This window comes from Streptomyces sp. DH-12, from assembly GCF_002899455.1.
In the GTDB taxonomy this organism is placed as follows: Bacteria; Actinomycetota; Actinomycetes; order Streptomycetales; family Streptomycetaceae; genus Streptomyces.
The window spans coordinates 725,634-739,129 of sequence record NZ_PPFB01000001.1 but is presented as its reverse complement, the minus strand read 5'-3'; the positions used below and the strand labels follow the sequence as shown (position 1 = coordinate 739,129).

The window sequence follows — 13,496 nt, the reverse complement described above, 5'->3', positions numbered from 1 at the left end:
CGGTGGAAACGGCCCGGGCCCTGCGAGTGATGCGACTCTTCCACGGACCCCCTTCCATCGGAGGTGATACGTGGCGACTACCCCTGTCCGTGGGACTCACACATCCCGGAGGAGATTCGAGCGGGGGACGGGCGGTTCAGGACCATCGGCCACCCGCGTGCGGCGCGGGTCAGCCGCCCGAGGGTCCGGTCCAGCCCTCCCGCACATGGCCGAGCCGCACTCGCTGCGGGTGGTCGCCGACCGGGACGGACGCGGTCTTCTCGCCGGTCGCGAAGTCGATCGCCGTGACCCGGTCGGCGCCGCTCTCGGAGACCACGCAGGACTCCCCGTCGCCGCTGACGGTCGCCCAGTACGGCTTGGAGACGGTGACCAGCGGGCCGTGCTCGAAGGTGTCGCGGTCGACCACGGTCGCGTAGTCGTCCATGGTGCCCGCCACGCACAGCTTGGCGCCGTCGGGCTTCATGGTGATGCCGTGGTGACGGGAGTCGTTGACCCAGGTGGTGCGGTCCTCGCCGGTGTCCGGGTTCTTCGGCAGGGTCTTGACCCGGGTGATCCGGTCGGCGGCGACGTCGTACTCGAAGAAGCCGTGGAAGAACGACACCTGGAAGTACAGCTTCGACTCGTCGGGGGAGAAGGCGGCGGGGCGGACCGCGTCCGAGTACTCCTTGAAACCCGCCGCGTCCAGCCGCTCCCGCATGTCGATGACCCGGACCTGCTCGAACGTCCGGGCGTCGGCGACCGTGATCTTGCGGTCGCCCTTCGTCCAGTCCAGCCAGGGCGCGTCCAGGTCGGTGTTCACCTCGCCGATGGACATGTTCCAGATGTAGCGGCCGTCCCGGCTGAAGACGTTCTCGTGCGGCTTGTCGCCGGTCTTGAACTTTCCCACCTCCTCGCCGGTCTCGATGTCCAGCACGTGCACCGTGTTGGACGTCGAGGCGGAGACGGCGACGCGCGTGCCGTCGGGCGACACGGCCATGTGGTCGGAGCGGTGGCCGGACACCGGGAAGCGCCAGTTGACGCGTCCGGTGGCCAGGTCGAGGGAGACGACGTCCGCGAAGCTGGGCCGGGAGACGACCACCGAGGTGCCGTCCGGGGTGGAGTACATGTCGTCGACGAACTGGTCGTGGCCCTCGCCGACGGTGTTGCGGATCGCCATGAAGTAGATCCAGCGGATCGGGTTGGCGTTGATCTCCGCCATCCGCTGGTCCTTGTCGGGGATCACGTTGATCCGGCCGATCCGGCCGAGGTCACCGCCGGACTCGATGACGTCGGCGGTGCCGTCCCAGTTGTTGCCCACGAACAGCACCTCCCGCAGCCCGTCGGAGGGCGCGGCCGGGCCGGCGGCGCTCGCGACGGCTCCGGGGGCGGTGAGGGTCAGGGCGACGGCGGCGGCGAGGGTGCACAGATGCCTGCTGCGGATCGGCACGGCGGGTCTCCTCTGCGGGTGGGGGGTCATGATCGGGACATGTCAAACAGGGGGAGGGGAATCTGAACAGACGCGCTTTCAGATTGAACTTACTGAAAAGTAGGGACGGTCAGGGGTTCTCCACAAGACCGCGGACACGACAACATTGCCGGGCGCGGGGAGAGGAGACCGGGTGGCGGACAGACTGAGCGCACCGAGCGGCCGGTACGCCGGGAAGTCCGCCGAGGAGCGGAGGGCCGAGCGGCGCCGCCGCTTCCTCGACGCGGCCCTCGAACTCTTCGGCGGCGGGCCCGGCTACCGGAACACCACCGTCGCCGCCCTCAGCGAGGCCGCCGGACTGTCCACCCGCCAGTTCTACGAGGAGTTCCGCACCCTGGAGGACGTCCTCGCCGCACTGCACCTCCAGGTCAACGACTGGGCCGAGGCGGCCGTCCTCGCCGCGGCGGCCGGGACGGCGGACGCCCCGCTCGCCGAGCGCGCCGCCGCCATTTTCCGCGCCTACGCGGCCGCCGCCACCCGCGACCCGCGCCGCATCCGCATCGCCTTCACCGAGATCATCGGGGTGAGCCCGCGCCTGGAGGAACAGCGGCTGGCCCGCCGCGCCCGCTGGGTCGACCTGATCTGCGCCGAAGCGGCCGCCGCCGTCGCCCGCGGCGAGGCCGCACCCCGCGACCACCGCCTCGCCGCGACCGGCTTCATCGGCAGCGTCAACGGACTGCTGCACGACTGGAACGCAGGATGGGTCGAGGCCACCCTCGACGAGGTCGTCGACGAACTGGTCCGCCAGCTCCTGGCGATTCTCCGTCCGCCGGGGACGCCGGGGACGCCGGGGACGCCGGAGACACCGGAGGCGGAAACGCCGCGGACGCCGATGCGGTGAGCGCGCCGAACCCGCCGAACCCGCCGAACCCCCGGGCGCACCGGCGCGGACAGGTCGACGAAGCGTCGACCCGCCGGCGTGAGGTCCCCCGCGAAGACGATCATCTGGTCGATCAGCCCCCGCCGCAGGTGGACGACGTCGGTCCCGGCGAGCCGGGGACCATCGGGTCGAGCCCCTGCGGAAGCGGGGTGACGAACCCGGCCTTGAGCAGCACGTACGGGGCGTGTCCGCCGCCGGCGACGGCGGCGCGCATCATGACGAACACTCCGGAAGAGGGGGAGAGGCGGGCGGAGGATCGACGCCGCCCGCGGTACGTAACCAGCGTGACCTGGGGTTTCCCGAAGGTCCGATGCTTCCTTCGGCGCCTACGATGACGTCGGTGCATCGGTGCAGGCAGCGGGGAAGAGGGCGGCATGGACGGCCGGCGGACGGATCTGGATCTGCGCCGGCTGCGCTCCTTCGTCGCCGTCGCCGAGCGCCTGCACTTCGGGCAGGCCGCGGCCGCCCTGCACGTCACCCGGCCCGCCCTGTCCCGGCAGATCCAGCGGCTGGAGCACGACCTCGGCGTGACCCTGTTCCGCCGCAACAGCCGCGAGGTCGCCCTCACGCCCGCGGGCGAGCAGTTCCTCCAGGACTCCCGGGACCTGCTGGCCGCCGCCCGCGCCGCGCGGATCCGGGTCCGGCGGACCGCGGCGGGGGAGGGCGTGCTCAAGGCCGGCTTCATGCTGAGCTCCGGCATCACCGCGCCGCTGCACGCCTTCTCCGCGCGGGAGCCGCAGGTGTGCGTCGAACTGGTCCGGCTGCGCTGGTGGAGCCGGTCCGCCGCCCTGCTCGACGGCACCGCCGACGTCGGCTTCGTCCGCCTGCCGGTCGACGCGGAGCGGCTGCGCGTGCTGCCGCTGTACCGGGAGGGGATCTGCGCGGTGCTGCCCGTCCGGCACCCCCTGGCCGGCGAGGACGCGGTCGGGCTGCGCGCCCTCGCCGACGAACCTCTGCTGCGGTACGCGGGCGCCTCCCCGGCGTGGTCCGCCGTGTGGAACGCCGACCCACGCCCCGACGGCGCCCCGTGGCGGCACGGCCCGGACGTCCACGACTGGAGGAGATCCTGGCGTACGTCCGGGCCGACAGCGGGACGGTGCTGGTGCCCGAGTCGGTCGCGGCGGTGTCCCCGCGCCCCGACATCGCTTACGTGCCGGTCACCGACGTGGCGCCCGACCCGGACGACGCCGGGGACGTCGCCCGCCGGGCGAGCGCGCGGCTGGCGACACGACCGACGCGGAGATCGTCGCTGCCCAGCAGGTGCTGTGGAACCTGATGGCGGACTCCTGCACGAACCCCTGTGGGCCGCCGCCTACGTGATCAACGGCGGATGCTCCGACGACGGCTTCGACTACTTCCGTGGCTGGTTGATCGCCCAGGGGAGGGAGGTCTTCGAGCGCGCGGTCGCCCGCCCCGGTGCCCTGGCGGACCTGCCCGTCCTGCGCGCCTCGGCGGCCGACGGGCACTGCCTCGAGTGCGGGGAGGCGCTGAGCATCGTCTGGAACGCCCGCATCCGGGCGACCGGCCGGCGACTCGCCGGCGATGCGTCCACCATTCGCTATCCGGAGCTGGACCCCACCGGGGACTTCGACTTCGACGACCACGCCGAGACGACACGCCGACTGCCGCGCCCGGCAGCCCTCCACCTGGAGTGAGCGGAGACGCGCGCTCGCTGAGCGACGGGGCGGAGGTCCCCGGCGAGGAAGGCGCCGACCGGCGGCCGCGCACGGACCCCGGGACCGGGGGCGCCTGCCCGCGGAGGGCGTCCTCGGGGCAGGCGGGGACCGGCCCCGCGTCCCCCGGCCCGTTTCACCCCGCCGTGGCCAAGAACTGCGTAGCGGCCAGCTCCCTGTACAACGGGTCCGAGGCGACCAGCTCCCGGTGCGTCCCCACCGCCCGCACGCGGCCCGCGTCCATCACCACGATGCGGTCGGCCGCCGTCACCGTGGACAGGCGGTGGGCGACCACCAGGACCGTCGTCGTACGCGCGACGTCCGCCACGGTGTCCCGCAGCGCCGCCTCGTTGACCGCGTCGAGCTGGGAGGTCGCCTCGTCGAGCAGCAGCAGGCGGGGGCGGCGGAGCAGGGCGCGGGCGATGGCGACCCGCTGCCGCTCGCCGCCGGAGAGCTTGGTGCCGCGGTGGCCGACGAGGGTGCCGAGCCCGTCCGGCAGCCGGGCGACCAGCCCGTCCAGCCGGGTCGTGGCGAGGACACGGGTCAGCGTCTCCTCGTCCGCGCCGGGGTTGCCCAGCAGCAGGTTGTCCCGCAGGGAACCCGACAGCACCGGCGCGTCCTGCTCGACGTACCCGATCGCCGCCCGCAGCTCCGGCAGGTCCCAGTCGGTGAGGTCCCGGCCGTCGACGGTGATCACGCCGGACTCGGGGTCGTAGAACCGCTCGATGAGGGAGAACACCGTCGTCTTGCCCGCGCCCGACGGGCCGACGAACGCGGTCAGGCCCCGCGCGGGCACGGTGAACGTCACCCCGTGGTGGACGTACGGCAGGTCGTCGGCGTAGCGGAACCGCACCTCCTCGAAGGCGACGGCCGCCGGGGCGGCGCCGGGCGACGGCAACGCGGCGGGCGGCGCGGCCGGTTCGGCGGGCAGCCGCAGCGCCTCCTGGATCCGGGCGAGCGCCGCGCTGCCCGCCTGGTACTGCGTGACCGCGCCGACGACCTGCGAGATCGGCGCCATGAGATAGAACACGAACAGCAGGAACGCCACCAGCGTCCCGATGTCGATGGCGCCGGTCGCCACCCGCGCGCCGCCCACCGCCAGCACCGTGATGAACGCGAGCTGCATCGCGAGTCCCGCCGTGTTGCCCGCCGCGGCCGACCACTTGGCGGCCCGCACGCTCATCCGCCACGACTCGCGCGCCGCGTCGTGCAGCGTCCGCTCCTCCCGGGGCTCGGCGCCGGACGCCTTCACCGTGCGCAGCGCGCCCAGCACCCGCTCCAGCGAGGCCCCCATCACGCCCACCGCGTCCTGCGCCTGCCGGGACGCCCGCCGGATCCGCGGCACGATCACCCCGAGCATCGCCCCCGCCAGCGCGATCACCCCCAGCGTGACCGCCAGCAGCACCGGCTCCACGTAGCCCATCAGCACCACGGTGGCGATCAGGGTGAGGCCGCCCGTGCCCAGCCCGATCAGCGAGTCGGTGGTCACCTCCCGCAGCAGCGTGGTGTCGGAGGTGACGCGGGCCATCAGATCACCCGGCTCGGCCCGGTCCACGGCGGCGATCCGCAGCCGCAGCAGGTACGACGACAGCGTGCGCCGCGCCCCGAGCACCACCGACTCCGCCGTGCGCCGCAGCACGTACGCCCCCACCGCGCCCAGTACCGCGTTGGCGACCACCAGCGCCGACATCAGCAGCAGCGCCCCGGTGACGGCCCGGTCCGCCGCGAGGTCGTCGATCAGCTCCCGGGCCACCAGCGGCAGCGCCAGCCCCGTCGCGCCGGTCACCAGCGACAGCACGGCGCCGCCCAGCAGCGCCCACCGGTGCGGCCGTACGTACGACAGCAGCAGCCGCCAGGCCGGCGGTCCTGACCGGTCCCCGGCAATGCTCACGAGCCCCCCTCGGCGTCGGACGGATGTTCAGGCTACGTCGCCCGGGCAGGCGCAGCGCACGGTGGGCGGCACAGCCGATCATTCCCGCGTAGGGTCGGGGGAGACGGGGGAGACGGACCCGGCCGATGAAGGAGTCAGCACCATGGCCCAGGAAGTACGCGGCGTGATCGCACCCGGCAAGGACGAGCCGGTACGGATCGAGACGGTCGTCGTACCCGACCCGGGACCCGGCGAGGCGGTCGTGCGCGTCCAGGCATGCGGGGTGTGCCACACGGACCTGCACTACAAACAGGGCGGCATCAACGACGACTTCCCCTTCCTCCTCGGCCACGAGGCCGCGGGCGTCGTCGAGTCGGTGGGCGACGACGTCACCGACGTGCGGCCCGGCGACTTCGTGATCCTCAACTGGCGGGCGGCGTGCGGTAGTTGCCGCGCCTGCCTGCGCGGACGCCCCTGGTACTGCTTCGACACGCACAACGCGCGGCAGAAGATGACGCTGACCGACGGCACCGAGCTCACCCCGGCGCTGGGCATCGGCGCCTTCGCCGAGAAGACCCTGGTCGCCGCCGGACAGTGCACCAAGGTCGACCCGGCCGTCGCGCCGCAGGTCGCCGGACTGCTCGGCTGCGGCGTGATGGCCGGCATCGGCGCCGCGATCAACACCGGCGACGTGGGCCGCGGCGACTCGGTCGCCGTCATCGGCTGCGGCGGCGTCGGCGACGCGGCCATCGCCGGCTCCCGGCTGGCCGGCGCGGCGAAGATCATCGCCGTCGACATCGACGACCGCAAGCTGGACAAGGCGCGCTCCATGGGCGCCACCCACACGGTCAACTCGCGGCAGAACGACCCCGTCGAGGCGATCCGCGAGCTCACCGGCGGCTTCGGCGCCGACGTCGTCATCGAGGCCGTCGGCCGCCCCGAGACCTACCGGCAGGCCTTCTACGCCCGCGACCTGGCCGGCACGGTCGTCCTGGTCGGCGTGCCCACCCCGGAGATGAAGATCGAACTGCCCCTGGCGGACGTCTTCGGCCGTGGCGGCTCCCTCAAGTCCTCCTGGTACGGCGACTGTCTGCCGTCCCGGGACTTCCCGATGCTGATCGACCTGCACCTCCAGGGCCGCCTGGACCTGGGCGCGTTCGTCACCGAGACCATCGCCCTGGACGAGGTGGAGAAGGCGTTCGAGCGGATGCACCACGGCGACGTGCTGCGCTCGGTGGTGGTGCTGTGATGGCCGCCCGCATCGAACGCCTCGTCACCTCCGGCCAGTTCCGCCTCGACGGCGGCACCTGGGACGTCGACAACAATGTGTGGATCGTGGGCGACGACCACGAGGCCGTCGTCATCGACGCGGCCCACGACGCCGACGCCATCGCCGAGGCGGTGGGCGACCGGCGCCTGACCGCCATCGTGTGCACCCACGCCCACAACGACCACATCGACGCCGCGCCCGCCCTCGCCGAGCGCACCGGAGCCACGATCTGGCTGCACCCCGACGACCTGCAGCTGTGGAAGCAGACCCACCCGGACCGCGACCCCGACGCCTGGCTGGCCGACGGACAGATCATCGAGGCCGGCGGCGCCGACCTCACCGTGCTGCACACCCCGGGCCACGCGCCGGGCGCGGTCTGCCTCCACGACCCGGGGCTGGCGACCGTGTTCACGGGCGACACCCTCTTCCAGGGCGGCCCCGGCGCCACCGGCCGTTCCTTCTCGCACTTCCCGACGATCATCGACTCCATCCGGGACCGGCTGCTCACCCTGCCGCCGGAGACCAAGGTCCTCACCGGGCACGGCGATCCGACCACCATCGGCGCCGAGGCCCCGCACCTGGACGAGTGGATCGCCCGGGGCCACTGAGCGGGACGGCACGCGCCCGGACGCCGCCGCGTCCGGGCGCGTGCGGGCGAACCCGCCGAAGACGCGGACGACCCCGCGGAAAAACCGACAGAGGATGTCCGGCTTACCCGTCACGCTTCTCGTCGACAGACGGACACGAGTGCAGGAGGCCGTACATGACGGAGCGGTTGAGGGACAAGGTCGCGCTGGTGGCCGGGGCGACCCGGGGAGCCGGACGGGGCATCGCCGTGGAACTCGGCGCGGCGGGCGCCACGGTGTACGTCACGGGCCGCACCACCCGCGCCCGCCGCTCCGAGTACGACCGGCCCGAGACGATCGAGGACACCGCCGACCTGGTCACCGAGGCGGGCGGCCGGGGCATCGCCGTCCCCACCGACCACCTCGAACCGGCACAGGTGAAGGCGCTCGTCGACCGGATCGCCGCCGAACAGGGCCGTCTCGACGTCCTCGTCAACGACATCTGGGGCGGCGAGACGCTCTTCGACTGGGACGCCCCCGTCTGGGAGCACGACCTCGACAAGGGACTGCGGCTGCTGCGCCTCGCGGTGGAGACCCACGCGATCACCAGTCACCACGCCCTGCCGCTGCTGCTGCGCCGCCCCGGCGGTCTGGTCGTCGAGGTCACCGACGGCACCGCCGCGTACAACCGCGACCACTACCGGGTCTCCTTCTTCTACGACCTCGCCAAGTCCTCGGTGCTGCGCATGGCGTTCGCCCTGGGCCACGAACTCGGCCCGCGCGGCGCCACCGCCGTCGCCCTCACCCCCGGCTGGCTGCGCTCCGAGATCATGCTCGACCACTTCGGGGTGCGGGAGGACGACTGGCGCGACGCGCTCGACAAGGTGCCGCACTTCGCCATCTCCGAGACACCGCGCTACGTGGGCCGCGCCGTCGTCGCGCTCGCCGCCGACCCCGACGTCTCCCGCTTCAACGGCGCCTCCCTGTCCAGCGGCGGCCTCGCCCAGGAGTACGGCTTCACCGACCTCGACGGCAGCCGCCCCGACGCCTGGCGCTACCTGGTCGAGGTGCAGGACGCGGGCAGGCCGGCCGACGTGACCGGCTACCGCTGACCCTCCCGGCGCCGGCAGATCGGAAAAGGACTTGCGGCGGTGATCGTCCGGGCGGCTACCGTCCCTCCATGACGACGGACACAGGGCGCTTCGCGGGGTACGGGGTTCTCATCACCGGGGCGGCACGCGGCATCGGCGCCGCCACCGCGACACGGTTCGCCGAGGAGGGCGCGCGCGTCCTGATCGCGGACGCCGACCCGGAGGCGGGGGAGCGCACGGCGGCAGAGCTGCGCGACCGCGGACTCACGGTCCGGGCCGTCGCCTGCGACGTGACCGGTCAGGCGTCGGTCGAGGCGGCGGTGGCCCACGCCGTACGCGCCTTCGGCTCGCTCGACGTACTGGTGAACAACGCCGCGCACTGCACCCCGGACGCGCACCGCTTCGAGGACGAGCCGGAGGAGGAGTGGGCCGCGGACCTGGACGTCACCCTCACCGGCGCCTACCGCTGCTGCCGCGCCGCCCTGGAGCACCTGGAGGCCTCCGGCCGGGGCGCGATCGTCACCATCGGCTCGGTCAACGGGCTCCAGGACTTCGGCAACCACGCCTACAGCGCCGCCAAGGCGGGTCTGATTTCCCTCACCCGGACCCTCGCCGGCCATGCGGGACCCCGCGGCGTCCGGGTCAACCTCGTGGCGCCCGGCACGGTCCGCACCCGCGCCTGGGCCGGCCGGTCCGACGACCTGGCGGCGATCTCGGAGCTCTACCCCCTGGGCCGCGTCGGCGAGCCGGAGGACATCGCGGCGGCCGTCGCCTTCCTCGCCTCCCGCGACGCCTCCTGGATCACCGGCACCACCCTGGTCGTCGACGGCGGCATCACGGCCGTCAACCACGGCTTCCACCGGGCGGCGGACCACACCGGAAGACGACGAGCCCCGCACCCCGGGGACTCCGCGTGACCCGGCTCACGCCGAGGCACCCGGCGTGACGGACACAACGGTCCGGTCGCGGGTACAACCGAACGCCCCCCTCCGCCGTCTACTTGGCAGAGTGCGCGAGCCGGCGCACGTTTCCGCGGGAAAGGCAGAACAGCTCATGGGGGAGATGCGCAGACGGGGTGTCGTCGCCCTGGGGGTCACCGCTCTGGTGGCTCCGCTCACCCTCGCGCTCGGTGCGACGCCGGCCCAGGCCGCCAGTTGCACCAAGTCGGCGGGGCCGTACCAGAAGAAGGTGGAGAAGTTCCTCGGCCGTCCGGTCGACGGCAAGCAGTCCGCCGCCGACTGCAAGGCCGTCCGGGCGTTCCAGAACAAGCACGGCATCAGGCCCAACATCGGGTACGCCGGCCCCGTGACCTGGGGCGTGATGAACCTGATGAACAAGCAGAAGGCCGTCGGGAAGAACCCGAACAAGGCAGGCGCGTGCCCCACCAACAAGGGGCGCATCGCCTGCGTCAACCTCACCCTCCAGCTGAGCTGGATCCAGGACGGCAAGAAGCTCGTGTACGGCCCGGTCCCGGTCCGTACCGGGCGCGACGGCTACGAGACCCGTACCGGTCTGAAGAAGGTCTACTGGCGGAACAAGAACCACGTCTCGACCATCTACGACGTGCCCATGCCCTACAGCCAGTTCTTCGACGGCGGACAGGCCTTCCACTCCGCCGGCGTCAGCATGTGGAACCCGCCCGGCTCCCACGGGTGCGTCAACATGACCACGACCACGGCCAAGAAGTACTGGTCGCTGCTGAAGAAGGGCGACGACGTCTACGTGTACGGCCGCAAGCCGGGCACCTGACGCCCCTCGGCGCCCGGCCCGCGGGCCGGGCGCTCCCGCGTCCTGCCGGTGTGAACTCGCCCACCTTGCACGGGAGATGGACGTGATCAGCGACACTGTCCGAATTATCCGATAAGTGCGCGATTACTCACGGCGTCTTCACCTCGGGGGACGTATGCTTCACGGTATGTCCACCACTGTTGAACCTACCTCCGAGCGATCGGCTGCCGAGGTCAACGAGGAGATCCGGGCCCTGTGGCTCCGGTCGGGCGGGACACTCAGCGTCGAACAGCGCGAGGAGTACCAGCGCCTGGTCCAGGAGTGGGCCTCGGCTCTTCCTCCGGCGGCCAAGGCCGCCTGACCGGCCTCGGCATCACGATCGGGCACCCGTGGGCGCACGGGTGCCCTTCACGTCTCACCCCAGGTCGCCGAGTACTGCCGCCGGTACGCCTTGCGGTCCTGCTCGGCCCTGATCCACCGCGACGCCACCAGCGCCACCAGGCTCCCGCCCGTCACCAGCAGCCCCGGGCCCACGTTCCGCGGGTCGGCCAACCGCGACACCAGCGTCGACGGGTCCGGCAGGATGCCCGGCGCCGACGGCCCCGGTCCGGCCGCGTCCGGCGCCGCCACGCCCTGCGACGGCGCCGGGCCCTCGCCGTCCGCCCCGGGCGCCACGATCAGCTTCAGGTCCAGGTCCGCCAGCGCCTTCGTCACCGGCTGGAAGTACGTCGTGCCGCCCGAGCGGCAGTCGCCGCTGCCTCCGGAGGTGACGCCGAGCGCGATCCCCTCGGAGAACATCGGCCCGCCGCTGTCCCCGGGTTCCGCGCACACGTCCGACTCGATCAGCCCGCCGACCGTCCCCTCCGGGTAGTTCACCGTCACGTCGAGCGCGGTCACCTCCCCGTCGCGCAGCCCGCTGGTGCTGCCGCTGCGGAAGATCCGCTGCCCCACCGCAGGATCGGCCACCCCGGTGATCCGCACGCCCTTGCCGCCGCCCACCGCGACCACCCCGGCGTTCCCACCCGCCCGGCCGCCCTCGTACGCGATCAGCGAGTAGTCGTCGCCCGGGAAGCTGCCGCCGACGGTGGTGCCGACCTTCTGCCGGTCCCCGTCGCCGGAGAACCACACCGACCCCTGCGGTCCGCAGTGCCCGGCCGTGAGGATGAACTCCCGCTCCCCGTCGGTGACGTTGAACCCGGCCGAGCAGCGGCCGGCCGTCGACAGCACGGGCAGCCCTCCGTCGAGGCGGGTGGTGAAGGCGCCCCCGACCCGCTCCATGCGGACGAAGTCGCCGATGCCGTCGGCCACGTCGGCCAGCGCCGACCAGTCGTCCGCGGACACCGTGCTGTCCCCGCGCACCACCACCTGGTTCGACCGGTAGTCCTTCAGCCACGCCGTGCCGGGCACCCGCGGCGCCGAACCCAGCGTCTTGGCCGCGGAGTCGAAGTCGTCCGTGCTGTGCCGCACCAGCTTCGGCTCGGCGCCCGCCGCCCGCACCTCGGCCGCCGCCTCCGCGTCGGTCACCGCGACCACCGTCCGGCCGTCGGAACCCACCCAGGTGCCCGCCGTGCGGGACGTGCCGAGACGCCGGACCAGGGCGGCGCCCGGCCCTGCCGGGGCCTTGTCCGCGGGGGAGGCGGTGGAGAACGGGACGGCGTCGGGCGTGCCGGGCTCACTCGCCACGGCGTGCGTGACCATCGTGCCGCCCAGCAGGAGTCCGCCGACGGCCGCCAGCCGTGTCACTCGCCGGACCACCCGTCGTCGTGCGTGCCTCATGTGCATGGCTCCAGAACCTCGACAGCGCGGTGCGCGCACCGCGGGGGCCTCCCTCGAGCCGAGCGCCCCTTGTCCATACGGCCCCGGAGCCCGCCGTGTTCAGCGCGGGCGCGACCGTGTCCGCCTCAGCCGCCCGTCCGCGCCGCGGAGCCGGGCACGGGCAGGCCCAGTGCGGCCGCGGTGCGGGCGTCGCCCCAGACGGACGCCGGGTCGGCGTAGGGACGCAGCAGCGCGGTGAGCCCCGGGTCGCCGTCCCCGCGCAGCGCGTCACCGGCCGCCTTGCGGGCGATCCCGGCGAGGAAGTCCGCCAGTTGCACCCGCGGGTCGTCCCGCGCGACGACCAGCCGCACCTCCGCCAGGGCGACGCCGGACCGCCGGGCGGTCTCCTCGATCCACGCGAGGCGCCCGGGCGTCAGCAGGTTCTGCCGGTCGTGCACCAGCCGCACCGGCCGGCGCCCGCGCCCGCACCAGTACGCGGCCGTGGCGACGATCGCCGGGAGCAGCGGGTTGAGCACCGGGATGCGCACCGCCGGGCCGTCGAGCAGCCCCGCCCGGTACGCCTCGGCCCGCCGGCGCCCCGCCACCAGCCGCTCCAGCACCGGGCCCGCGTCCGTACCGGCGTACACCCGGCACAGCTCGTCCAGGGTCTCGAAGAACAGCGGCACCGAGGACCCCGGCTCCGCCCCGTTGCGGGTGCGCAGCAGGCGGTTCGCCACGGACAGGAACCGCTGCCAGTCCTCCGCCCCCAGCGCCTCCCGGCCCGTGCGGTACAGCTCCGCCGCCGCTCCCGGGTCGCCGAGGAGCACGGAGGCCAACCGGTCCACCACGAAGAACGACTTCTCGGTGAGGTGCACGCGCGCCGCGCCGTGCAGCGGCCCGCCCGGCGCGAGGAACCACTCCAGCACCGCCCGGTGCTTCTCCCGCAGCAGATGGGTCGCCTTGTACTCGGAGGCCGGGGAGCGGATCCGGTCGCGGATCTCCCGCAGGGCGCCGGCCGCGGCCGGCACGGGGACGCGCACCCCGGCGTGCGCGAACACGTCGGTGTTCCCGCCGGTCAGGTTCTCGCCGTCCGACCCCGACTCGTCGCAGGCGATCTCCAGGACCGTCCCGTCACCGTCGCCGGGCGGCGCCGCGACATCCTGATGTGGGTCCACACCACGCCCCCTATCGTGTGTTG

The 13,496-nt window shown here is 73.4% G+C and carries 12 protein-coding genes and 1 pseudogene; 8 read left to right on the top strand and 5 right to left on the bottom strand.

The annotated features are described in order from the left end of the window. Positions 1–169: 169 nt before the first annotated feature. Positions 170–1,456 carry a YncE family protein gene (locus tag C1708_RS02510; RefSeq protein ID WP_106411082.1) on the bottom strand — a complete coding sequence of 429 codons (1,287 nt, stop codon included), beginning with the start codon at positions 1,454–1,456 and terminating at the stop codon, positions 170–172. A gap of 142 nt (positions 1,457–1,598) precedes the next feature. Between C1708_RS02510 and C1708_RS02505 the strand changes: the two genes are divergently transcribed. Next, entirely contained in the window at positions 1,599–2,306 is a 708-nt protein-coding gene (locus C1708_RS02505; RefSeq protein ID WP_106411081.1) for a TetR/AcrR family transcriptional regulator, read from the top strand. Positions 2,307–2,377: 71 nt separating this feature from the next. Here the strand turns inward: C1708_RS02505 and C1708_RS33705 are convergent. Continuing rightward, positions 2,378–2,473 (bottom strand): annotated as a pseudogene (locus C1708_RS33705) (nuclear transport factor 2 family protein); the annotation flags it as partial. A gap of 246 nt (positions 2,474–2,719) precedes the next feature. Between C1708_RS33705 and C1708_RS35765 the strand changes: the two are divergent. Next, the gene (locus tag C1708_RS35765) at positions 2,720–4,000 is read left to right on the top strand and encodes a LysR family transcriptional regulator (RefSeq protein WP_342210876.1); all 1,281 of its coding nucleotides are present in this window, start codon (positions 2,720–2,722) and stop codon (positions 3,998–4,000) included. 154 nt (positions 4,001–4,154) lie between these two features. Here C1708_RS35765 and C1708_RS02485 read toward each other — a convergent pair whose 3' ends face one another. After that, a complete protein-coding gene (locus tag C1708_RS02485) occupies positions 4,155–5,909 on the bottom strand; it encodes an ABC transporter ATP-binding protein (protein WP_106411080.1) in 1,755 nt (584 codons plus the stop codon). Between the two features lie 142 nt (positions 5,910–6,051). Between C1708_RS02485 and C1708_RS02480 the strand changes: the two genes are divergently transcribed. The 6 genes from C1708_RS02480 to C1708_RS02455 all read left to right on the top strand — a co-directional run bounded on the left by C1708_RS02480 (position 6,052) and on the right by C1708_RS02455 (position 10,904). Next, positions 6,052–7,137, top strand: coding sequence for an S-(hydroxymethyl)mycothiol dehydrogenase (locus C1708_RS02480; RefSeq protein WP_106411079.1), 1,086 nt, complete (start codon positions 6,052–6,054; stop codon positions 7,135–7,137). After that, positions 7,137–7,766, top strand: coding sequence for an MBL fold metallo-hydrolase (locus C1708_RS02475; protein ID WP_106411078.1), 630 nt, complete (start codon positions 7,137–7,139; stop codon positions 7,764–7,766). The genes C1708_RS02480 and C1708_RS02475 overlap by 1 nt, the downstream gene beginning before the upstream one ends. Before the next feature lie 155 nt (positions 7,767–7,921). Continuing rightward, positions 7,922–8,836, top strand: a complete 915-nt coding sequence (locus tag C1708_RS02470) for an SDR family oxidoreductase (protein ID WP_106411077.1) — start codon at positions 7,922–7,924, stop codon at positions 8,834–8,836. Positions 8,837–8,904: 68 nt separating this feature from the next. After that, positions 8,905–9,732: an SDR family NAD(P)-dependent oxidoreductase gene (locus tag C1708_RS02465; RefSeq protein WP_106411076.1), complete on the top strand. Its 828-nt coding sequence runs from the start codon at positions 8,905–8,907 to the stop codon at positions 9,730–9,732. A 136-nt stretch (positions 9,733–9,868) separates the two neighbouring features. Further along, positions 9,869–10,564: a L,D-transpeptidase family protein gene (locus C1708_RS02460; RefSeq protein ID WP_106411075.1), complete on the top strand. Its 696-nt coding sequence runs from the start codon at positions 9,869–9,871 to the stop codon at positions 10,562–10,564. Between the two features lie 154 nt (positions 10,565–10,718). Continuing rightward, entirely contained in the window at positions 10,719–10,904 is a 186-nt protein-coding gene (locus C1708_RS02455; protein ID WP_106411074.1) for a hypothetical protein, read from the top strand. Between the two features lie 47 nt (positions 10,905–10,951). Here the strand turns inward: C1708_RS02455 and C1708_RS02450 are convergent, their stop codons facing one another. Beyond that, positions 10,952–12,319: a S1 family peptidase gene (locus tag C1708_RS02450; RefSeq protein WP_198602383.1), complete on the bottom strand. Its 1,368-nt coding sequence runs from the start codon at positions 12,317–12,319 to the stop codon at positions 10,952–10,954. 125 nt (positions 12,320–12,444) lie between these two features. Further along, positions 12,445–13,473: a hypothetical protein gene (locus tag C1708_RS02445; protein ID WP_106411072.1), complete on the bottom strand. Its 1,029-nt coding sequence runs from the start codon at positions 13,471–13,473 to the stop codon at positions 12,445–12,447. Between the last annotated feature and the right edge of the window lie 23 nt (positions 13,474–13,496).